Below are 21,976 nucleotides of genomic sequence, written 5' to 3' on the forward strand. Positions count from 1 at the left end.
CCTTGCCGAGCAGGGGCAGCACGAGCCGGTCGACGATATGGCGGTCGAAGCGATCCCCGGCGATGGCGACGCCCGACGAGGCGAGCGGCACGCAGCGGCGCGGGGCGCCCGGTGCGGCGATGCGGACGAGCGAAAAGTCGGTGGTGCCGCCGCCGAAGTCGGCGACGAGGATCGTCGCGGGCTCGGTCAGCCGCGACGCATAGCTGTGCGCGGCGCCGAGCGGTTCGTGGACATAGAAAAGCTCGACCCCGAATTCGGCGAGCATCGCGTCATAGCGCCGGCGCGCGAGCGCGGGGTCGGCGCGCGCGCCGGCATATTCGACGGGTCGGCCGACGATCACGCGGCGCGGGCGGTGGTCGAGGGCGCCGCCGGCATGCGCGACGAGCCGCTGGAGGAAGAGCCGCCCCATATCCTCGAAGCGGAAGGGCTTGCCCCAGATGAGTGCGCGCTCGAACAGCGGGCTGGCCGCGACGCTCTTGAACGACTGGACGAAGCGGCTGTCGAGCGGCGATTGCAGATATTCGGCGATCGCCCATGGCCCTGCCTCGCTCGCGATCCCCTGCCACGCGCGCTCCTCCTCCCAGAAGCAGAGCGCCGAGCGGAACACCGGGCCAGTGGCTTCGTCGCCGACGAAATCAACGAGGCGCGACCCGCCCTGCCCGTCGGCGAGCGCAACGACGCTGTTGGTCGTACCGAAATCGAGGCCGAGCGCGGTGGCGCCGGAGGGGCTGTCCATGACGGGTTTCCTGTGCGGCGGCGGGGTGACGCGCGGGGCGGCGCCTATTGCATGGGACCCGGGATAGGACAAGCGGCAACATTTTTCAGAATATCATAGCGCCTTATGGAAACGACGATGCACAGATCAGTCCAGATGGGCGCCCCTTTTTGCCGCTCGCAAAATGGCGTGTTTGCACAAGCCTGTCGGTGAGTTCGGAAACCACGGCCGTCTGCACCCAACGATCGCCAAGTTTTGCAATGGCATGTTTTTGCGCAAGCGCATGTGAGATATCGCGAATTTGCTGGGCATCCGAAGTCGGCCGAACCGAGTTTCCCGCGAAGAAGACGTCGCCAAGCTCCGACGCACGGTTTTCCCATTGGCTACGCAAATCCTGATTCAGATTGACCCAGAAATAGTGATTGGCGACCTGATAGGCAGCGACGGCATCGCCCATGTTGGCGCGGCGGATCCATGGCTGCGGCCCCGTTTTGGCCGTTTCCAAAGCCGCGCGCGCGCTCCGTAAATTGGCGACATAGAAATATCGTTCGTTCATCCCGGCGGCGTCACATGCCGCCAACATGTTTCGGTTGCGATAGCCGTTCTCGAGAAGCCGGACGGCGGCATCATAAAAGACGAGTTTGTACCGCGTCTCCTTGGTGCGTTGCCCCTCCCACATCCATCGATCCGCCATATCTTCCATGGCATCGGGGTCACCCGCGCGAATGGCGCGGCTTCCCCACATCTTGGCGCGGCGCGCGTCCTCCCGGACAAACGCATATTCCTGCCAGACTTGGCCCGTTGCGCGTATATCGCCCTTGTCCGCCTTTCGGATCAAAGCGCGCAATTCGTCTTCGGGCATCGGGCCAATGCAAGCACAGGCTCTGGTCGGTGTGCCAAGGAACAACGTCGCGGCGACCATCGCTGCCAATAGAAAAAACAGAGCTGGTTTACGCGTCATTCGGCGCCCCCTTTGCCGATCTTCAGCATAGCCGCCGATTTCTTAACAAAAAAGGGGCCGCCTTTCGGCAGCCCCTCCTTGTTCGTTTTGCGAAGGATCAGTCCTTCAGGAAGTCGGGCACATGGCCCTGGTCTTCCGGACCTTCGCTGCGTTCGCGGCGCGGGCCGCGATCGCCACGGTCTCCGCCGTCACGGCGCGGACCACGGTCACGACCGCCACCGCCGTCGCGGCGCGGGCCACGATCGCGGTCGCCGTCACGGCGCGGACCGCGATCACCGCGCGGTTCGCGCGGCGGGCGGGTGTCTTCGAGTTCGGCGCCGGTTTCCTGGTCGACGACGCGCATCGACAGGCGGACCTTGCCGCGCTGGTCGATCTCGAGCACCTTGACCTTGACTTCCTGGCCTTCGCTGAGGACGTCCGAGACCTTTTCGACGCGCTCGTTGGCGATTTCGCTGACGTGGACGAGACCGTCCTTGCCGCCCATGAAATTCACGAACGCCCCGAAATCGACGAGATTGACGACCTTGCCGTCATAGATCTTGCCGACTTCGGCTTCCTCGACGATGCCGCTGATCCACTTGCGGGCGGCCTCGATCTGGTCGAGGTCGCTCGACGAGATCTTGATCAGGCCTTCGTCGTCGATGTCGACCTTGGCGCCGGTGGTCGCGACGATCTCGCGGATCACCTTGCCGCCGGTGCCGATGATGTCGCGGATCTTCGACTTGTCGATCTGCATCGTCTCGATACGCGGCGCGTGCGCCGACAATTCGCTGCGGGTTTCGCCGAGCGCCTTGTTCATTTCACCGAGGATGTGCGCGCGGCCATCCTTCGCCTGGTTGAGCGCGGCTTCGAAGATCTCGCGCGTGATGCCCGCGATCTTGATGTCCATCTGCATCGTGGTGATGCCTTCGGACGTGCCCGCAACCTTGAAATCCATGTCGCCGAGGTGATCCTCGTCGCCAAGGATGTCCGACAGGATCGCATAATCCTTGCCTTCGAGGATCAGGCCCATCGCGATGCCCGAGACGGGGCGCTTGATCGGCACGCCGGCGTCCATCATCGCGAGGCTGCCGCCGCAGACCGACGCCATCGACGACGAGCCGTTCGACTCGGTGATGTCGCTGGTGAGGCGGATCGTGTAGGGGAACTCGTCCTTCGTCGGCAGCACGGGGTGCAGCGCGCGCCATGCGAGCTTGCCATGACCGACTTCGCGGCGACCCGGGGCGCCGAAGCGGCCGACTTCGCCGACCGAATAGGGCGGGAAGTTATAGTGGAGCATGAAGTTCTGGTACGACAGGCCGTTGAGGCCATCGACCATCTGTTCGCTTTCCTTGGTGCCGAGCGTTGCGGTGGCAATCGTCTGCGTTTCACCGCGGGTGAACAGCGCCGAGCCGTGCGCGCGGGGCAGGAAGTGCGTTTCGGCGACGATCGGACGGATCTGCGTCGTCGTGCGGCCGTCGATGCGCTTGCCGTCCTTCAGGATGGCGCCGCGAACGATTTCGGCTTCGAGCTTCTTGGTCAGCTTGATGCCGGCCATGACTTCCTGCGGGCTGAGGCCGTCTTCGGCGAACTGTGCCTTCGCCTTCGCGCGCGCTTCGTTGAGCGCGTTCGAACGGGCCGACTTGTCGGTCAGCTTGTAGGCGGCGGCAATGTCCTTGCCGATCAGCTTCTTGAGCTTGTCCTTGATCGCGGCGTTGTCGTCGCCGGCGGCGACTTCCCACGGATCCTTGGCGGCCTGTTCGGCGAGCTTGACGATCGCCTTGACGACTTCCTTGCACGCATCGTGCGCGAACAGGACGGCGCCGAGCATGACCTCTTCCGACAGCTCGTTTGCTTCGGATTCGACCATCATCACCGCATCGTAGGTGGCGGCGACGACGAGGTCGAGGTCGCCTTCGGCAACCTGCTCGTCGGTCGGGTTCAGGATATATTCGCCGTCGACATAACCGACGCGCGCGGCACCGATCGGGCCCATGAAGGGCACGCCCGAGATGGTGAGTGCCGCCGACGCCGCGACCATCGCGAGGATGTCGGGCTCGTTGTGGCCGTCATAGCTCAGAACCTGGGCAATGGCGTTGATTTCGTTGTAGAAACCTTCGGGGAACAGCGGGCGGATCGGACGGTCGATCAGGCGGCTGACCAAAGTTTCCTTTTCGGTCGCGCCGCGTTCGCGCTTGAAGAAGCCGCCCGGGATGCGGCCCGCGGCCGAATATTTTTCCTGATAATGGACGGTAAGCGGGAAGAAATCCTGCCCGTCCTTCACCGACTTCGCGGCGGTCACGGCGCACAGGACGACCGTTTCGCCCAGCGTCGCCATCACGGCGCCGTCGGCCTGGCGGGCAACCTTGCCCGTTTCGAGCGTCAGCGTTTCACCGCCCCACTCGATCGATACTTTTTTCACGTCAAACATGTGGTTTCCTTCGCCCGCCGGGCCCTATGCCGGGCGGGGCCTCTGTTCCGGGTAGTCCGACCCGGGGCGGTAAGGGGCGTCTGTCTGCCCCTTCAAATCGAAGCCGACGCCGGATTGCGACGGCCCCTCTCCACGCCGTCCTTGCGAACGGCCAAAATGAAAGCGGCCCCGGTGTCCGGGGCCGCCCTCTTGTTCTTACTTGCGAAGACCCAGCTTCGCGATCAGGTCGGCGTAGCGGCCCTCGTCCTTCTTCTTCAGATAGTCGAGCAGGCTGCGGCGCTTGTTGACCATCATCAGCAGCCCGCGGCGGCTGTGATTGTCCTTGTGATTCGCCTTGAAGTGGTCGGTCAGGTTGTTGATGCGATCGGTCAGGATCGCGACCTGGACCTCGGGCGAACCCGTGTCACCGGCTTCGCGGGCATGTTCCTTGATGACTTCGGCCTTGCGTTCGGCGGTAATCGACATGGTATTTTTCCTTCGAACATCCTGCTTAAAGATTGAAGCCTCGGACGACTTTCAGCGTTCCCGCCAAAGCCTCGATCAGGGCGATCGGACGATTTTGGTCGTCCCGTCCCCAATAGAGCCCGTCATCCGTAGCTACCCCGGTCCAGACACGACCCTGACGGATCGCCCCTGCCGCTTCCGGGGAAAGGTTCAGAGCCGGGATGTCGACCAGCCCTGCCTCGAGCGGCAGAATGAAATCTGATTGGGCGGCCCCTTGGCCGAAAGCGTTCAATTTGTCCAGCGAAATCGCCTGTTCTGCGGTGAACGGCCCCGCCCGCGTGCGGCGCAGCATGACGACGTGGCCAACGGTACCGAGCGCGAGCGCAATGTCGCGCGCGAGGCTGCGGATATAGGTGCCCTTCGAGACATGCGCGCTAAGGGTGATTTCTTCCAATGCGCCCGCCGCCGCCTCGCCGTGCGGATGCAGTGCATAGACCGTCACCGCGCGCGCCTTCATCTCGACCGTCTCGCCCTTGCGCGCGCGGTCATAGGCGCGTTCGCCGTCGATCTTGATCGCCGAATAGGCGGGGGGCACCTGTTCGATCGGCCCGGTGAAGCGCGGCAGCACCGCGACCACCTCGTCCAGCGTCGGGCGCACGTCGCTCGTCGCGACCACCGCGCCTTCGGCATCGAGCCCGTCGGTCTGGGTGCCGAAGCGGATCGTGAAATCATAGACCTTGCTCGCGTCGAGCATCCGGCCGCAGAGCTTCGTCGCCTCGCCGAGCGCGATCGGCAGCACCCCGGTCGCGAGCGGGTCGAGCGTGCCGCCATGGCCGACCTTGACCTTGCCCAGCCCCGCCTCGCGGCACACGCGTTTCACCGCGCCGACCGCCTGCGTCGAGCCGAGCCCCAGGGGTTTGTCGAGGATGATCCAGCCGTTCATCGCCGCGCTCTATGGCGCAGCGGCCGGGGCGTCAATTTGCCTCCGCCGCCTTTTTCGCTTCCTTCGCCGCCTTCAGCCGCTCCTTGCGCGGCAGCGGCTTTTCGGCGGTGACGAAGGAGGTGAAGGCGCAGCGGTGGCCGCCCACGATGATCGCGCCGAATTTGTCGAGCCGTGAGGTGCCGCGCGTGTCGATCGCGATCGCCTGGACGAAATCGAGGTCGGGGCAATAGCCGGTGAGCGTGGCATAATACCAGTCGCGGCGTTGGTCCTCGATCCAGATACCGTCGTCGCCGTCGGCCTCGAAATTGCGGACGGTGCCATAGGCGGGAAAGGCGATGCTCGCCTCGACGCCGATTTCGCGGGGTTTGTCAGGCTCGTCGGCCGCCGCTGCCGAAAGGGGGAGCAGCAAGGCGGCCAGGGAGAGTGCGAGGTTCGGTTTCATGATGCGAAACTCCTAACAGCGCGAATCTGAACCGGTGCTGACCCTAGCGCCCCTCCCACTCGCGCGCGAGCAGCGACCAGAGCGCGGTATCGCGGACATGGCCAGTCCAGGTGATGCGTTCCGCGCGCAGGGTCGCTTCCTTGGTGCAGCCGAGCTTGGCGACCGCGGCCTGGCTGCGTTTGTTGCGTTCGTCGATGCGGAATTCGATGCGGCGGATGCCGACGCCAAAGGCATGTTCGATCATCAATGTCTTCACCCGCCGGTTGAAACCGGTGCCGCGCGCGTCGGGGTGGATGAAGCTGTTGCCGATCTCGACCGTCTGCGCCGAGACATCGGGACGCAGCCAGGCGGTCATGCCGACGAGCCGGTCGCCATCGAGGATCGCATAGGGCATGCGCCCGTTTCCGCCGATCAGCGCGTCGAAGCTCTTGTCGAAATACTCGGGACCGAAGCTCGACGAATAGATCGGCCAGACCTCGTTATCGGCGGCGCAGACTGCGCGCAGCGCCTCGCGGTGCGCTTCACCCAGCTTGACGAGTTTCAATTCGCCATCGGCGAGTTCGGCATAGAGGCGGTCAAGCATCGGCAAGCGCCGCCGCGGCTTCGCGCCGCTTGGCCATGAAATGGCGGCGGCACATCGCGACATAGCGGTCGTTGCCGCCGATCTCGGTCTGCGCACCCTCGACCACCGCGCGGCCGCTTTCGTCGACGCGCAGGTTCATCGTCGCCTTGCGCCCGCATTCGCATACCGCCTTCAGCTCGACGAGCGCGTCGGCGATGCCGAGCAGCGCCGCCGAGCCGGGGAAGAGCTCGGCCGAAAAATCGGTGCGCAGCCCATAGCAGAGGATCGGGATATTCGCTTCGTCGGCGAGCGCCGCGAGCTGGAACACCTGCGCCTTCGACAGGAACTGCGCTTCGTCGACGAGCACGCAGGCGAGCGGGCGCTGGCGGTTTTCGGCGAGCACCGCGGCGGCGACGTCGCTGTCGGGGTCGAACTTGTGCGCCTCGGCCATCAGCCCGATGCGGCTGGTCACCTGCCCCGCGCCATAACGGTCGTCGAGCGCCGCGGTCCACAGCATCGTTTCCATGCCGCGTTCGCGATAGTTGAAATCCGCCTGGAGCAGCGTCGTCGATTTGCCCGCGTTCATGCTGGCATAGTAGAAATAGAGCTTGGCCATGTGCTGCTGCTAGCGGTTGGCCCGATACGAGGCAACGAGACTCCGCGCGCTTCGCTTGACTCCCCCCGCCCCCCTGTCATGCTGCGCAAAATAACGCAGCACAATCAGTGGGGGAGAGCTGCCGATGCGCCTGATGCCGATCAGCGATGCGATGTTCCTGGTGGGCGAAAGCCGCGAGATGCCGATGCATATCGGCGGGATCAATCTCTACACGCTGCCCGACGATGTCGACGAGACCGAGTGGCTCAACGAACAGCTCGCCTTGCTCCGCCAGTCGGAGGGGCTGCGACGGCCGTTCAGCGAGGTGCTGAAGCTCACCGCGCTCGGCCAGTACGGCCCGATCCGGCTCGAGCCCGACCGCGACATCGACATGCATTACCACGTCCGCGCCTCCGCTTTGCCCAAGCCGGGACGGTATCGCGAGATGTTCGAGCTTGCCTCGCGGCTCCATTCGGGGCTGCTCGACCGTACCCGACCCTTGTGGGAAATCACGCTGATCTCGGGCCTGCCGAACCGGCAGATCGCGACGTTCAAGAAGATCCACCATGCACTGATGGACGGCGCCGCGAGTATCCATTTCTATAATTCGATGCTGTCGCCCGACCCCAAGGAGCGGCGCAGCGCCTCGCCGCTCTCGGTCGAAGCCTATGAAGCCTACAAGCGCAAATTCCCGCAGCCCAAGAAAGCGCCGCGCCCCAGCCTGACCGACATCGCTGCGATCGGCGATTTCCTGAAGGAGCAATGGGGCAACAGCGTCGGGGTGACCAAGGCGCTCAACCAATATGTCGCGGCGATGTTCGGGATGGGCGGTGACGGGCTCGTCACCCCCTTTGCCGGGGTGCCGCGCACCAGCTTCAATCGTAACATCACCGGCGCGCGCCGCTTCGTCGCGCAAAGCTGGTCGCTCGAACGCGTGCGCCGCGTCGGCAAGGCCTATGACGGCACGATCAACGACGCGGTGCTCGGCATGTGCGCGGGCGCGATGCGCAAATATCTGCAGTCGCTGAACGAGCTACCCGACAAGCCATTGAAAGCCATGGCGCCGGTGTCGATCCGGCCCAAGGACGATATCGATTCGGGCAATTCGGTCGCGTCGGTGACCGCCAATCTCGCGACGCATATCGACGACCCCGCGACGCGCATGGCGGCGATCCAGGAATCGATGAATTCGGCGAAGGCACAATTGCGTGCGATGACCGCGTCGCAGATCCAGCTCTACACCGCGATCACCAGCTTCCCGATGATGCTCACCGCGCTGACGCGCACCGCCGACAAATTCCCGGCCTATTCGGTGACGATCTCGAACGTCCCCGGCCCGCGCGAGCAGATGTACTGGAACGGCGCGCGGCTCGACGGCATGTACCCCGCGAGCATCCCCGTCGACGGCATGGCGATGAACATCACCCAAGTATCGAATTTCGAAAATATCGACTTCGGCATTACCGCCTGCCGCCGCAGCGTGCCGCATGCGCAGCGGATGATCGACTATCTGGAAGAAGCGCTGGTCGAGCTGGAGCAGGCGGCGGGGATCAAGGCGCCGAAGGGGAAATAATTTCTCCACGATCGTCACCCCGGACTTGATCCGGGGTCCAGCTAACCGCCGTTGAGAAGCGGGACCCCGGATCAAGTCCGGGGTGACGAGGATAGGATTTAGGCCTCCTCGTCCCTGTCCTCCAGATCGCGCACCACCTTGGGATCGCGCAGCAGTTTTTCGATATGGCTCGCCTCGTCGAAGCTCTCGTCCGCCAGGAATTTCAGCCTCGCGGCATATTTCATCCGCACCTTCGACGCGACGGTCTTCTGGAGATAGGCGGTGTTGGTGCGCAGCGCCTTGAGCACCGCTTCCTCATTCTTGCCGAGCAGCGATTTCACGAACACCGTCGCATGGCGCAGGTCGGGGGACATGCGTACTTCGGTGATGCTGACGGGATGCGTCGCGAGGACATCGTCGTGGACGTCGCCGCGCGCGATGATTTCGCTCAGGATATGGCGCACCTGCTCGCCGACGCGCAGCACGCGGACCGATGGCCCCTGATCCTTGTCGCCCTTGTTCACTTCGCCTTCTTCTCTTCGTCCAGTTTCGCGACGATGCGCGCGATCGAGCGCATGTTACGCGCGGTGCCCTTGCAGCCCAAGCGCCTTTCGATGAAGGGCCCGGTGAGCTTGCTGTCGGCGACGCCGTCGCCATAATCGAGGAACAGCATGCGCTTGCCGAGCGCCAGTTTCTCGCCGCCGCGCCCCAGATGGTCGCCGACGAGGCGGTCGAACTGCTCCTGGCTCGGCTGGTCGGTCAGATACATGGTGTGGACGAACCTGTCCTCGTTCGTCCCCGCGAAGGGGTTGTCCGCCACCCCCGCCGCCAGTTCGTCGCGGTCGCGCACGACGACCGCGCTCGTCATATCGAAGCGGTCGTCGACCATCAACGCCAGCTTTTCCTCGAGCCCGCGCGTTGGCCGCGCGTCATGGTCGAACAGCACATTGCCGCTCGCCACGACGGTTTCGACATGGCTGAAGCCCTCGGCCTCGAAGGCCGAGCGCAGGTCGACCATCTTCAGCCGGTTGCCGCCGACATTGATGCTGCCGAACAGGGCGACGTAGCGCGCCATGGTGCCGCCTTCCCTGTTATGCGGAGCGGACGCCCGTCAGAGCGTCCGTTCGCGCAGTTCGACTTCGAAGACTTCGAGGTGATCGCCCGGCTTGATGTCGTTCGTGTCGGCCAGCACGACACCGCACTCGAGGCCGGCGCGCACTTCGGCGACGTCGTCCTTGAAGCGGCGCAGCGACGCGATCGTCGTTGCCGAGACGATGACATCGTCGCGGGTGAGACGCGCGTGCAGCCCCTTGCGGATCGAGCCCTCGAGCACGAGCAGGCCGGCGGCCTTGTCGCGCTTGCCGGCCGGGAAGACTTCCTTGACCTCGGCGCGGCCGACGACATTTTCGATGCGTTCCGGACCGAGCTCGCCCGCCATCTCCTTCGCGACGTCGGCGGTCAGGTGATAGATCACGTCATAATACATGAACCGCACCTTCTCGCGCGTCGCGATGTCGCGCGCCTTGGCGTTCGGACGGACGTTGAAGCCGATGATCGGCGCCTTGGTCGCCGCCGCCAGCGTCACGTCGCTTTCGGTGATCGCACCGGCGCCCGAATGGAGCACGCGGACGCGGATCTCGTCGGTCGACAGCTTGTTGAGCGCGTTGACGATCGCCTCGACACTACCCTGCACGTCGCCCTTGATGACCACCGGATATTCGATGACATTGGCCTTGTCGGCGAGCGCCGAGAACATGCCCTCGAGACTGACCGGCGCCTGGACGGTGCGCTTGCGCGTCGCCTGTTCCTGGCGATAGGCGGCGACTTCGCGAGCGCGCGCCTCATTTTCGACGACGGTCAGCGTGTCGCCCGCCATCGGCACGCCGCCGAGCCCGAGAACCTCGACCGGCATCGACGGACCCGCCGATTTGATCTGCTTGCCCTGATCGTCGATCAGCGCGCGGACGCGGCCGCTTTCGGCGCCGCAGACGAAGATGTCGCCGACCTTGAGCGTACCGCGGCGGACGAGGATCGTCGCCACCGGCCCACGGCCCTTGTCGAGCTTCGCCTCGACCACCGTGCCTTCGGCGGCGCGGTCGGGGTTGGCTTTCAGCTCCATGATTTCGGCCTGCACCGCGATCGCTTCGAGCAATTTGTCGAGGCCGGTCTTCTTGAGCGCCGACACTTCGACATTCTGGACGTCGCCGCCCATTTCCTCGACCACCAGCTCGTGCTCGAGCAGGCGTTCGCGGACGCGCTGCGGGTTGGCGCCTTCCTTGTCGACCTTATTGATCGCAACGATGATCGGCACGCCGGCCGCCTTCGCATGCTTGATCGCCTCGATCGACTGCGGCTTCAGCCCGTCGTCGGCCGCCACCACGAGGATGACGATGTCGGTGACATTGGCACCGCGCTGGCGCATCTCGGTAAAGGCTTCATGGCCCGGCGTATCGAGGAAGGTGACGAGCGAGCCGTCGGGGGTCTTCACCTGATAGGCGCCGATATGCTGGGTGATGCCGCCGGCTTCGCCCGCCTGCACATTCGCACCGCGCAGCGCATCGAGCAGCGAGGTCTTGCCGTGGTCGACATGCCCCATGATCGTGACCACGGGAGCCCGCGGCTTCAGATGCTCGGCATCGTCGATATCCTCGTCGTGGCGGATGTCGATATCGCCTTCGCTGACGCGGGTGATCTCGTGCCCGAATTCGGCGACGAGCAGTTCGGCGGTATCCTGGTCGATGACATCGCCGGCCGCTGCCGGGCTGCCCATCTTGAACAACGCCTTGATCAGGTCGTTGGTCTTTTCGGCCATGCGGTTCGCCAGTTCGGCGACCGTGATGCTTTCGGGAACGACGACTTCGCGAACCTGCTTCTCGCGCGGGCCGGAGAAGCTGGTATGCGAGCGCTTTTCCTTTTCGCGCGCGCGCTTGAGCGCCGCGAGGCTGCGCGCGCGGGCGCCCTCGTCGTCGTTGAGCGCGCGGGTGACGGTCAGCTTGCCCGACTGGCGACGATTGTCGGCACCGCGGTTCGCCTTGGGTTCGGGACGCTTCGGTTCGGGGCGCTTCGGCGCCTCGACGGGGGTGAAGCGGCGCGGCGCGGGGGCGGCGCTGGTGGTCGCAGCGCGCGGCGCGGGCGTTTCACCGCTCGGCGCCGCGGGAGCGTCGGCTGCGGGCGCGGCGTCGGCCACGGGTGCCGCTTCGGTCGCCGGGGCGGCGGGCTCGGGCGCCGCGGGGGCGGGCGCTTCGGCGCGTGCTTCGGCACGGGCCTTTTCTTCCTCGGCAGCGCGGACGCGTGCAGCCTCTTCGCGGCGGCGCGTTTCCTCGAGCGCGTTCATGCGCGACTCTTCGGCCTCGCGCAGCAGCTGCGCCTGGCGTTCCTGGCGCGACATCAGGCTGTCATTCTCGCTCGCGCGCTTCGGCGCGGCGGGGGCCGGGGCAGGCGCCGGGGCGGCAACCGGAGCGGGCGCAGGCGCCGGCGCGGGCGCAGCCTGCACCTCTTCGACCGCTTCGGGTGCGGCTTCGCCGGGACGGCCGAGCACGCGGCGACGCTTCACCTCGACCACCACCGTGTTGCGGCGGCCGTGGCTGAATTGCTGCTGCACCTGTCCGGCCTCGACCGTCCGCTTCAGCCCGAGGGGCTTGCGGCTCAGGGTCGGTTTGTCCTGTTCGTCACTCATCGAAAACCATCATTCCTTCAAAACGCGTCCGAAGCGGCGGTGCCATCTGGCCCCACCCCAATTTCTGCCCCATCGCCAGACGACGGATCATGCGGGTCGGAATCGCGGTTGGCCGCGTCCCTACTCCATCCTGTGAAAAACTGCCAGCGGCTCAAATGCGCCAGCACGCGCGCCGCAGCGCGCGCGTCGGTGATCGCCAGATGCACGGCATTTTCGCGCCCCAATGCCATAGATAGGGTGTTGCGGTCCACCGGCAAGACCAGCCCTTCGCGGCCCGAGCCTTCGTCCTCCTCGCCGACGCGCCAGGCCTGAGCCAGTTTCTTGCGCCCGTCCTCGCCCGCGTCGTTCGCGTGGAGCAGCAGCCGGACCTGCCCGCGCCGCGCCGCCTGTTCGATCTTTTCGCTGCCGCTGATCAGCGTGCCCGAGCGCGATTCGAGCCCGAGCCGGTCGAGCGTCGCGCGCGCCAGCTGTGCCTCGATCCGCGCGCCGAGGTCGTCGGGGATGATGAATTGCCCGTCGTGCAGCGCACGCGCGAGCCCGCCCTTGAGCTTGCCCTTGGCCTGCGCGGTTTCGAGCGCGGCGCGGTCGACGCCGATCCACGCGCCGCGACCCGGCGCCTTGCCATGGACGTCGGGCGCGATGCTGCCGTCGGGGCCGAGCGCCAGACGCACGAGCTGCTCCGCCGGCGATGTCTCGCCGGTGATCACGCAGCGCCGCTCGGGCACATGGTGGCCGCGCCCCTTTGCGCGGTCGGTTTCGCTTAGCTGATCATTGCGCGGGGTCCGCATCGGCGGCCTCCCCGGTTGCCGGCTCGTCTTCGAACCAGTGCGCACGCGCCGCCATGATGATCTCGTTGCCCTGTTCTTCCGACAGGCCATATTCGCCAAGCACGCCGCCCTTGTCCTCGGCGCGCTCGCGCGCCGGGCCGCGGCGGTTGTCCTGACGCTTCTTGGCGATCAGTTCGTCGGTCGCAAGGTCGGCGAGGTCGTCGAGCGTCTTGATCCCGGCCTTGCCGAGCACGACGAGCATCGCCTCGGTCAGGTGCGGCAGCTCGGCCAGATCGTCCTCGACGCCGAGCCCGCGGCGTTCCTGGCGCGCGGCCTCCTCGCGGCGTTCGAGCGCTTCGGTCGCGCGGCTCTGCAGTTCCTGGCCGAGTTCGTCGTCGAAACCTTCGATGCTCGCCAGTTCGTCGAGCGGCACATAAGCGACTTCTTCGAGTTCGCCGAAGCCTTCGGCGACGAGCAGCTGCGCGAGCGTTTCGTCGACGTCGAGCTCTTCCTGGAACATCGTCGAGCGTTCGACGAATTCGCGCTGGCGCTTCTCGCTCGCGTCGGCCTCGGTCATGATGTCGATCTGGCTGCCGGTAAGCTGGCTGGCGAGACGGACATTCTGGCCGCGGCGGCCGATGGCGAGGCTCAGCTGGTCGTCGGGAACGACGACTTCGATGCGGCCGTCATCCTCGTCGATCACGACGCGCTGCACCGTCGCCGGCTGAAGCGCGTTGACGACGAAGGTGGCGGTGTCTTCGGACCAGGGAATGATGTCGATCTTTTCGCCCTGCATTTCCTGGACGACCGCCTGGACACGGCTGCCCTTCATGCCGACGCAGGCGCCGACGGGGTCGATCGAGCCGTCATAGCTGATGACGCCGATCTTGGCGCGCGAACCCGGGTCGCGCGCGGCGGCCTTGATCTCGATGATCCCGTCGTAGATTTCGGGGACTTCCTGCGCGAACAGCTTCTTCATGAAGTCGGGGTGCGCACGGCTGAGGAAGATCTGCGGGCCGCGATTTTCGCGGCGCACCGACAGGATCAGCGCGCGGACGCGATCGCCGACGCGCATCAGTTCGCGCGGGATCTGCTGGTCGCGGCGGATGACGCCTTCGGCGCGGCCGAGGTTGACGACGATGTGGCCGAATTCGACCGACTTGACGACGCCGGTGATGATCTCGCTCGCGCGGTCCTTGAACTCTTCATACTGGCGCTCGCGATCGGCTTCGCGGACCTTCTGGAAGATCACCTGCTTCGCCGACTGGGCGTCGATGCGGCCAAGGTCGACAGCGGGCAGCGGGTCGACGATGAAGTCGCCGATCTTGGCGTCTTTCTGCAGCTTCTGGCCCGCGGCGAGGTCGACCTGCTTGAAATAATCCTCGACCTGCTCGACGACCTCGACGACGCGCCACAGGCGAAGGTCGCCGGTCTGGACGTCGAGCTTGGCGCGGATGTCGTTCTCGGCGCCGTAGCGGGCGCGCGCGGCGCGCTGGATCGCTTCCTCGATCGCCTCGATCACGATGCCCTTGTCGATCATCTTCTCGCTGGCGACGCTGTTGGCGATCGCGAGCAGCTCGGCGCGGTTGGCGGAAATGGCAGTGGCCATCAGTCCTGTCCTTCTTCTTCCAGTTCGTCCGCGCCGTCGAGCGACAGCGGGATGGTTGCGGCAATCAATTTGTCGGTGAGGACGAGCTTCGCGGTGTCGATCGCGTCGAACGGCAGCTTGTGCTCGACCTCTTCCTTGTCTTCGATGGTCACCACGCCGGCATCGTCGATCCCGACGAGTTCGCCGTTGAAGCGCAGCCGACCGTTCAGCTTTTCCTTGAGCGTGACCTTCGCCTCATGCCCCGCCCAGTCGGCGAAGTCGCCGCGCCGGGTCAGCGGCCGGTCGATACCGGGCGACGAGACTTCGAGGCGATAGGCGATGTCGATCGGATCCTTGCCGGCCTCTTCGAGCGCGTCGAGCTGCGCCGAGATGCGGCGCGACAATTCGGCGCAGTCGTCGATCGTCAGCTGGCGCGTGTCGGGGCGTTCGGCCATCACCTGCAACGTCGGATCGCTTTCGCCGCCAAAGAAGGCGACGCGCACGAGCGCGAGGCCGAGGGCTTCGGCTTCGGGGGCAATGATCGCATTGAGGACGTCGAGATCGGCCAAGCGGGTCTTTCAAATTTGGGACCGGAAAGGCCATGCAGGAACAGCCGCCGCGGCCCGCGGCCCCGACGTCCCAACTGGCTAACCATGTCAAGAAGTAGGGCGCATATAGGCGGTGACGGGGATTCGGGCAAGGGGGGAGTTGACCCCGATGCTAATGCGCTATTCGGTCACCTCGACCCGGATATGCGGCCAGCGCGCCGCCATGCGTTCGGCCCAGCGCTCATAGGGCCAGGCAATCACCTCGGCGTCGAAGAAGAAGAGACGTTCGCCCTCCAGATCATAGAGCGAGACCATATCCTCGCTCTCGTCCTGCCGCGTGATACGGATCGTCGCAATGCGCGAGGGGTGGATGCGGCCTTCGTCGCCGCCCTCTTTGCCGATCCGCCCCTGCCACCAGACGAGGTCGCCGGTCGCGGGATCGACGAAGCTGCCGCGGTTCGGGTTGGCAAGCATGTTGAGCGCCGCGCCCAGCCCGACCAGCGCGCCGAAAGCCTGTGCCAGCGGCACGAGCCATGGCGCGCACTCGCGGCCGCCGTCGCTGCAATTTTTTTCGGGATCGATCACCGACCCGGCCCAGAAGAAGATCGCGCCGAATGCGAGCAGCAGCCACATCCGGAAATCGGTGCGCGCGCTGCGCCGGTAGCTGGGAATGGCCGCATCGGTCATGGCGGTGGCGTAGCAGGTCGAGGTCAACGTCCGGCTAACGCGCCGCATCATTTCCCAATCGGCGCGCGCTTGCTAAAAACGACAGGGTACGACTGATCGGAGATCACCATGACGACAGACAGCAAGCTCGAAGGCCAGTGCCTATGCGGCACGGTGACGGTGCGGATCGTGCCGCCCGACCCGCATGTCGATGCCTGTCATTGCCGCATGTGCCAGCGTTGGGGCGGCAGCGCGCTGCTGTCGCTGCGCATGGTCACCGACCCCGATATCACGGGCACCGAGCATATCGGCCGCTATGCCTCGTCCGACTGGGCCGAGCGCGGCTTTTGCCGCCAGTGCGGCACCCACCTGTTCTTTTTCTACAAGCCGAAGGCGAGTTATTCCTTCACCGCCGGGCTGTTCGGCGGGGCAGCCGATTTCACCATGACCGAGGAAATCTTCATCGACGAAAAGCCCGGATATTATGACTTCGCGGGCGAGCGCGAGCGACTGACCGGGCCCGAGGTGATGGCGAAATTCGGGGTCGGCAACAGCTGACGCGCCACGCGCGCCTGTCCCCGTGCGGGACAGCCCGACCGCCGCGCAATCATTTATTCGCACCTGAGCGCATAAGAGAGGCTGCCCGGCCACGCGCGAATCGCGCGCGCGGCACGGCAAGAGACGCAGCGAACGATGAAGCCCGAACTCAACCTCAGCGCCCGATCGCCCTGGCTCGACCCGGCAGCCGAGCCCGCGCGCGGGCCGAAGCGGCGCTGGTGGATCGGCCTCGCCTTCGCGAGCCTTCTCGCCTGTTTCGCACTCGTCGCGACCACGGGGCAACTGCGCGCCTATGTACCCGGCCCCTATAGCGTCAGCGTGCCGCTAACCTTCAAAGTCTATGACCCGGCGCGCTGGGCGATTATGAACGCGGGCGATTATGAGGACGCGCTGAAGCTCGATCCGACGCTCCCCGACCCGGGAAGCGTCGGCTGGGCCGATGCGACCGCGGCCCCGGCGGTGGACCCCGCGACGCTGCGCCTAGAGGCCTTTGTCGGCCCGCCCGCCAAACCCTATGTCTTTCGCGGCGTCACCGCGCTCGACCGCGAACGCGCCCATTATTGCCTCACCTCGGCGATCTATTACGAAGCCGCGTCGGAAAGCGACGACGGCATGCGCGGCGTCGCGCAGGTCATCGTTAACCGCGCCCGCCACCCCAGCTTTCCCAACACCATCTGCGGCGTCGTTTTCCAGGGATCGCAGCGTGCAGGCGTGTGCCAGTTCACCTTCAGCTGCGACGGCGCCATGGCGCGCGCGCCGAGCAAGGCCAACTGGCTGCGCGCGAGCCGCGTCGCGTCGGCGGCGCTGAACGGTTATGTCTTCCCCGGCGTCGGGCTCGCGACCCATTATCATACGCAGGCGATCTGGCCGCGCTGGGGCAAGAGCCTGGTGATGACCAATATCGTCGGCGCGCATATCTTCCACCGCTGGCGCGGGCGCTGGGGCATGCCCGACGCCTTCCGCGCGCCCTATCTGGGCCGCGAACCGGTGCCCGGACCCTATCTGCCCGTCGCGCAGCAGCTCGCGATCCTCAAAGGCCAGGGCGCCGCGCCGACCGGGCTGCTTCCCGAAGGCAGCGGCACGCTTGCGCCGCTCCCGAACGTGGCCCCGGCGCCGACCCCGCAGGCGATGGCGCAGGCCGAGCGCGCCGCGGGCACCCCGGTTGCGGCGCCCGCCGCGCCGCCGAAAACCTACAGCGATCCGCGCCTCAACCAGTCGGGCCAGATCAAGGAAGAGTTCAGCAAGAGCGGGGAGTGGATTCGCTGAGCGAAGCCGCCTAGGCTCGGCCCATCGCCACAGGGAGGTGGACCATGGGACATGTGAAAGGCATCGGCGGGCTGTTCTTCCGCTCGGCAGACCCCGAAAAACTGAGCGCCTGGTATCGCGAGCGACTGGGAGTCGGCGGCGGCTGCAGCGCCGACGACAGCGTGCCGCCGAACGAATGGGTGTGGAACGTCACGGCGGGTCCTTTGGTCTTTGCGCCGTTCAAGGCCGACACCGACTATTTCCCCGCCGACCGCAAGCATATGCTGAACCTGCGCGTCGACGATCTCGACGCGGTGCTGGCGCCATTCCGCGAGGCGGGCGACGAGATCATCACCAAACCCGAATGGGACGATCCGGCGGTCGGCCGCTTCGCGCGCGTCCACGATCCCGAGGGCAATCCGATCGAGTTGTGGGAGCCGCCGGCGACTTGATATCCATGTCCGGCTAACGCCGGACGCGGTACCGGCCCGCTCCCCCACCCAGCCTCCCAAGCCAGTTTACCCTGTGGGAGGCTGGGTGGGGGAGCGGGCCGGTACCGCCTTCGCCGTCAGGCGAAGAGCATCAACGCCCCTGGCTGCGCCAGCGCTTGACGACGCGTTCGAGGATTTCGGGCTCGCCGCCGGTCTCGCGCCACAATTTCGAGAAGAGCGGATCGCTCGACGCCGGGCGCTTGTCCTCTTCGAGCGTGTCAAGAAAGACGCGGATCGGGATCGACACGCCCTCGCCGCAGACGATGCATTCGCGGTTACGCAGCGCCGGGATCGAATCGATGAAACCGCGCGCGCCTTCGGGCATCGCCGCCTTCACGAAATGCTGGTCGCGTTCGTTGTTGAGGCGCATCGAGATGATCGTGCCGCACTGCGACAGCACGCCTTCGGCCAGATCCGACGGGCGCTGGGTGATCAGCCCGAGCGAAACGCCGTATTTACGGCCTTCCTTGGCGATGCGTTCGAGGATCTTGCGCACCGCCTGCCCCCCGCCGACATCCTTCGACGGGATATAGCGGTGCGCCTCTTCGCAGACGAGCAGGATCGGGCGCTGCGGCTCGCCGCGCGACCAGATCGCATAGTCGAAGGTGAGACGCGACAGCACTGCGACGACGACCCCGGTGATGTCCGACGGCACGCCCGACACGTCGATGATCGAGATCGGCCGGCCGTCCGACGGCAGGCGAAAGATCTTGCCCAGGAAGCCCGTCATCGTGTCGGCGACGAGCATGCCCGAGAACATGAAATTATAGCGCGGGTCGGCGCGCATTTCCTCGATCTTGCCCTTGATCCGCATGAAGGGCGCGCTCGACGTCGCCTTGTCGAGCCGGCCCATCTCGTTGGTCAGGATGTTAAGCAGGTCGGAGAGCAGATAGGGGATAGGCGAATCGACCGTGAGCTTGGTCATGCCCTCGGCCAGCCGGTTCTTCTGCCGCGCCTGGAGCAGGCATTTGGCGAGCACGTCGCAGTCGCCCTGGCGATCCTTGCCCTCGCTGGTCACGAAGACTTCGCAATGTTCCTCGAAGTTCATCAGCCAATAGGGCATGGCGAGATTGTCGACATCGAACAGCGCGCCGGTGCCCTTGAAGGCAGCGGAATATTCGCCGTGCGGATCGATCATCACGATATGACCCTGCGGCGCGAGTTCGCAGATCTTGTGGAGGATCAGGGCGGCGCTGGTCGATTTGCCCGTGCCGGTCGACCCGAGCAGCGCGAAATGCTTGCCGAGCATCGCATCGACATAAAGCGAGCCGCGGATATCCTTGGTCGGATAGACGGTCCCGATCTCGACATGCGCACGGTCGTCGGCGGCATAGATCTGCTTGAGGTCGGCGCTGGTCGCGGCGTAGCATTGGCTGCCCGGGACCGGGTAGCGCGTCACACCGCGGCGGAAATTATGAATGCGGCCGGTGATTTTTTCCTCGTCGCCTTCGCCGAGGAAGTCGATCGAGGCGACGATCAGGCCCTGCCCCTTTTCGTGCAATTGCTGGTCGCGAATGCTGGCGAGCAGCCACACGTTGCCGACGCGGACCTTGACCTGCGCGCCGACCTGACCCGCCATCGCGACCGCCGGATCACCCGATTCCGACAGGCGGCGGAGCGCCGCGGCGTCGAGCAGGATACGCGAGGCAGATCCCGAAATATCAATGACTTCGCCGACCAGCAGGTCGTCGCGATGATGCACCGCAGCCGGATTCACGGGCGCCGGGGTCGCGACCCCGCCGGCGAGCCGGACATGCTGCACGGGCGCAGCTTCCGCCGGCTTGTACCCACCACCTGGCATATCCATCAAATGTCCCCGCCTGTGTCCATTATTGACCCCGGACACCGGTATCGCATCTGATGGTAAAGAAAGCGCTTATGATGCGTGAAATCGGCGGCCTATCGGCGCTTGAACACCGCCGAGGCGATATAGCCGAGGAGCAGCGACAGGGTGACCGCAGCGAGCCCGTAGAGGAAGCCGTGGCGCTGCGCGGCGAGCGCGACGAAGCGCTCGAAACCCGCCTTGCGGATCTCGACATTGCGCGAGGCGACGGCGAGAACGCGCCCCTTGCTGATCAAAAAGGTTTCGGCGCGATAGGTGCCGACCGGGACGCGCGCCGGGACCGGGATGCGCGCGCGATAGAGCACGCCCTCGCTGATCTCGACCGCCGCCGGATTTTCGTAAAACAGCCCCATGCGGCGATAGAGGTCGACGAGCCCGTTTTCGAAGCGCTGGAGCTTTTCGGCCTCCGAAAAGCCGGTCGGCGACATCGACAGGTTCGAGAGGCCGAGTTCGAAGATCGCCGCGGTGCGTTCGTCGACGAGCTGGTCGATCGGGCGCGACGACCCGATCGCGTAAAAGCCCGGCGAGGTGCGCAGGCGGATGCTGTTGGCGTTGACCCAGATCCCCGCGACGCGCTTTTTCTCGCGCAGCACGATCGGGCGCACCGGGCCTTTCAGCACGACGACGATGTCGGCCCGGTCGTCGGGCAGGCGCTGGTCGGGATAGAGGATCGCACCGAACAGCAGCAGTTCCTCGCCGGTAAAGCTGTACTGGATATCGATCGCGCGGCTCGACACGTCGGGGACCAGCCGCGGGTCGTCGGCACGCGCCGGGCCGATCGCGAAAAAAGCCGCCGCGAGCAACAGCAGGAGGGCGCGGGCGCGGGTCATTGCACGGTGTAGATTTCTTCGGGCCGGATGAAGAGGTCGACCGCCATGCGCAGCGCGACGAGCAGCACAATCACCGCGAGCGCCATGCGCAGATATTCGGGCTTCACCTTTTGCGCGAAGCGCGCGCCGACCTGCGCGCCGGTGACGCTGCCGATCAGCAGCAGCCCGGCGAGCACGATATCGACCGCGCCGGTGGTCATCGCATGGACCATCGTCGTCGCGATGGTCACGAACAATATCTGGAACAGCGAGGTGCCGACGACGACCTGCGTCCCCATGCCGAGCAGGAAGATCATCGCGGGGACCATGATGAAGCCGCCGCCGACGCCGAGCAACATGGTGAGAATGCCCACCGCCGTACCGAGCAGCAACGGCGCGAGCGGCGAAATATAGAGGCCCGAACGATAGAAACGCCAGCGCAGCGGCAGGTTGGCGACCATCGGATGGTGGCGCCGCTTGCGCGCCGGGGCGGGCACCCCCGCCTTCATCGCGCGCAGCGCGCCCCACGCCTCGCGCGCCATGAAGGTCCCGACCGAGCCGAGCAGCGCCACGTAGAGAATGTTGATCGTCGTATCGATCTGGCCCCAGGCGGTGAGCAGTTCGAACAGCCCTGCACCGATCAACGAGCCGATCAGTCCGCCCGCGACGAGCACCGACCCCATGCGCAGGTCGATCCCGTCGCGTTCGAAATGCGCGAGCGCCCCCGAAACGCTGGCGCCGGTGACCTGCGTTGCCGCCGAGGCCGCCGCGACGGTCGGCGGGATGCCATAGAAGATCAGCAGCGGCGTGGTCAGGAAGCCACCGCCGACGCCGAACATGCCCGACAGGAACCCCACCCCGCCGCCGAGCAGGATGATGACCAACGCATTGACCGACAAATTGGCGACAGGAAGGTAGAGATCCATGGGCCCCGAATGCGATGCGACGCCCCCGACACAGGCGATGCGGCGACCCTAGACCAGTTTATTCGCGCGGGGAATCGCCGCGGCGCACAAAATCGGGAAAAATCAGAAGTCGGCGGCGAGCGTCAGCGCAAGGCCGCTGCCCGGCTCGGCCGCGCCCGCGACGCGCTGGCGCCAGTCGAGCGCGACGCGGCTGCCCCCGCCGACATCGGGCAGGCGGACGGTCAGCCGCGGACCC

General features: G+C 65.8%; 21 protein-coding genes and 1 pseudogene. 4 read left to right on the forward strand and 18 right to left on the reverse strand.

The annotated features are described in order from the left end of the window. The 8 genes and pseudogenes from B1A78_RS11795 to B1A78_RS11830 form a co-directional block, all read right to left on the reverse strand. Positions 1–736: pseudogene (locus B1A78_RS11795) on the reverse strand (Hsp70 family protein); the annotation flags it as partial. A gap of 103 nt (positions 737–839) precedes the next feature. Beyond that, a complete protein-coding gene (locus B1A78_RS11800) occupies positions 840–1,676 on the reverse strand; it encodes a hypothetical protein (RefSeq protein ID WP_144037790.1) in 837 nt (278 codons plus the stop codon). Positions 1,677–1,773: 97 nt separating this feature from the next. Then, positions 1,774–4,086 (reverse strand): polyribonucleotide nucleotidyltransferase, encoded by a 2,313-nt coding sequence (gene pnp, locus B1A78_RS11805; protein ID WP_077147161.1) that lies wholly within the window; start codon positions 4,084–4,086, stop codon positions 1,774–1,776. Positions 4,087–4,281: 195 nt separating this feature from the next. Further along, positions 4,282–4,551, reverse strand: a complete 270-nt coding sequence (gene rpsO, locus B1A78_RS11810) for a 30S ribosomal protein S15 (RefSeq protein WP_077147162.1) — start codon at positions 4,549–4,551, stop codon at positions 4,282–4,284. Between the two features lie 25 nt (positions 4,552–4,576). After that, complete coding sequence (gene truB, locus B1A78_RS11815) at positions 4,577–5,473, reverse strand: tRNA pseudouridine(55) synthase TruB (protein ID WP_077147163.1); 897 nt, start codon at positions 5,471–5,473, stop codon at positions 4,577–4,579. Between the two features lie 31 nt (positions 5,474–5,504). Beyond that, positions 5,505–5,915, reverse strand: coding sequence for a DUF6491 family protein (locus tag B1A78_RS11820; protein WP_077147164.1), 411 nt, complete (start codon positions 5,913–5,915; stop codon positions 5,505–5,507). 43 nt (positions 5,916–5,958) lie between these two features. Beyond that, positions 5,959–6,498 (reverse strand): GNAT family N-acetyltransferase, encoded by a 540-nt coding sequence (locus B1A78_RS11825; protein ID WP_077147178.1) that lies wholly within the window; start codon positions 6,496–6,498, stop codon positions 5,959–5,961. Further along, positions 6,491–7,093, reverse strand: coding sequence for a thymidine kinase (locus tag B1A78_RS11830; RefSeq protein WP_077147165.1), 603 nt, complete (start codon positions 7,091–7,093; stop codon positions 6,491–6,493). The genes B1A78_RS11825 and B1A78_RS11830 overlap by 8 nt, the downstream gene beginning before the upstream one ends. Before the next feature lie 124 nt (positions 7,094–7,217). Between B1A78_RS11830 and B1A78_RS11835 the strand changes: the two genes are divergently transcribed. Beyond that, the gene (locus B1A78_RS11835; RefSeq protein WP_077147166.1) at positions 7,218–8,645 is read left to right on the forward strand and encodes a wax ester/triacylglycerol synthase family O-acyltransferase; all 1,428 of its coding nucleotides are present in this window, start codon (positions 7,218–7,220) and stop codon (positions 8,643–8,645) included. Positions 8,646–8,743: 98 nt separating this feature from the next. On the opposite strand, the gene rbfA is transcribed toward B1A78_RS11835, so the two are convergent. From rbfA to B1A78_RS11870, 7 genes are all read right to left on the reverse strand, one after another. Beyond that, complete coding sequence (rbfA, locus tag B1A78_RS11840) at positions 8,744–9,148, reverse strand: 30S ribosome-binding factor RbfA (RefSeq protein WP_077147167.1); 405 nt, start codon at positions 9,146–9,148, stop codon at positions 8,744–8,746. Beyond that, complete coding sequence (locus B1A78_RS11845) at positions 9,145–9,699, reverse strand: DUF1697 domain-containing protein (RefSeq protein ID WP_077147168.1); 555 nt, start codon at positions 9,697–9,699, stop codon at positions 9,145–9,147. The genes rbfA and B1A78_RS11845 overlap by 4 nt, the downstream gene beginning before the upstream one ends. Before the next feature lie 36 nt (positions 9,700–9,735). Then, on the reverse strand, positions 9,736–12,300 hold the full coding sequence (gene infB / locus B1A78_RS11850) for a translation initiation factor IF-2 (RefSeq protein ID WP_077147169.1): 2,565 nt from the start codon (positions 12,298–12,300) through the stop codon (positions 9,736–9,738). A 17-nt stretch (positions 12,301–12,317) separates the two neighbouring features. Further along, the gene (locus B1A78_RS11855) at positions 12,318–13,088 is read right to left on the reverse strand and encodes a DUF448 domain-containing protein (protein ID WP_077147170.1); all 771 of its coding nucleotides are present in this window, start codon (positions 13,086–13,088) and stop codon (positions 12,318–12,320) included. Beyond that, on the reverse strand, positions 13,069–14,676 hold the full coding sequence (nusA, locus tag B1A78_RS11860) for a transcription termination factor NusA (protein ID WP_077147171.1): 1,608 nt from the start codon (positions 14,674–14,676) through the stop codon (positions 13,069–13,071). The genes B1A78_RS11855 and nusA overlap by 20 nt, the downstream gene beginning before the upstream one ends. After that, on the reverse strand, positions 14,676–15,224 hold the full coding sequence (gene rimP, locus B1A78_RS11865; protein WP_077147172.1) for a ribosome maturation protein RimP: 549 nt from the start codon (positions 15,222–15,224) through the stop codon (positions 14,676–14,678). Before rimP ends, nusA begins: the two co-directional genes overlap by 1 nt. A gap of 159 nt (positions 15,225–15,383) precedes the next feature. After that, the gene (locus tag B1A78_RS11870) at positions 15,384–15,890 is read right to left on the reverse strand and encodes a hypothetical protein (RefSeq protein ID WP_144037791.1); all 507 of its coding nucleotides are present in this window, start codon (positions 15,888–15,890) and stop codon (positions 15,384–15,386) included. Positions 15,891–15,998: 108 nt separating this feature from the next. On the opposite strand from B1A78_RS11870, the gene B1A78_RS11875 reads away from it, so the two are divergent. The 3 genes from B1A78_RS11875 (at position 15,999) to B1A78_RS11885 (ending at position 18,124) form a co-directional block, all read left to right on the forward strand. Further along, positions 15,999–16,427: a GFA family protein gene (locus tag B1A78_RS11875; protein WP_077147174.1), complete on the forward strand. Its 429-nt coding sequence runs from the start codon at positions 15,999–16,001 to the stop codon at positions 16,425–16,427. Positions 16,428–16,562: 135 nt separating this feature from the next. Further along, positions 16,563–17,693 carry a cell wall hydrolase gene (locus B1A78_RS11880; RefSeq protein ID WP_077147175.1) on the forward strand — a complete coding sequence of 377 codons (1,131 nt, stop codon included), beginning with the start codon at positions 16,563–16,565 and terminating at the stop codon, positions 17,691–17,693. Between the two features lie 44 nt (positions 17,694–17,737). Beyond that, positions 17,738–18,124 carry a VOC family protein gene (locus tag B1A78_RS11885; protein ID WP_077147176.1) on the forward strand — a complete coding sequence of 129 codons (387 nt, stop codon included), beginning with the start codon at positions 17,738–17,740 and terminating at the stop codon, positions 18,122–18,124. Between the two features lie 130 nt (positions 18,125–18,254). On the opposite strand, the gene B1A78_RS11890 is transcribed toward B1A78_RS11885, so the two are convergent. From B1A78_RS11890 to B1A78_RS11900, 3 genes are all read right to left on the reverse strand, one after another. Then, on the reverse strand, positions 18,255–19,970 hold the full coding sequence (locus B1A78_RS11890) for an ATP-binding protein (protein ID WP_179102035.1): 1,716 nt from the start codon (positions 19,968–19,970) through the stop codon (positions 18,255–18,257). Between the two features lie 92 nt (positions 19,971–20,062). Further along, positions 20,063–20,836 carry a TIGR02186 family protein gene (locus tag B1A78_RS11895; RefSeq protein ID WP_083734097.1) on the reverse strand — a complete coding sequence of 258 codons (774 nt, stop codon included), beginning with the start codon at positions 20,834–20,836 and terminating at the stop codon, positions 20,063–20,065. Next, complete coding sequence (locus B1A78_RS11900) at positions 20,833–21,741, reverse strand: sulfite exporter TauE/SafE family protein (protein WP_077147177.1); 909 nt, start codon at positions 21,739–21,741, stop codon at positions 20,833–20,835. The genes B1A78_RS11895 and B1A78_RS11900 overlap by 4 nt, the downstream gene beginning before the upstream one ends. Positions 21,742–21,976: the final 235 nt, after the last annotated feature.

The organism is Sphingopyxis sp. KK2 (genome assembly GCF_001990265.1).
GTDB lineage: Bacteria > Pseudomonadota > Alphaproteobacteria > Sphingomonadales > Sphingomonadaceae > Sphingopyxis.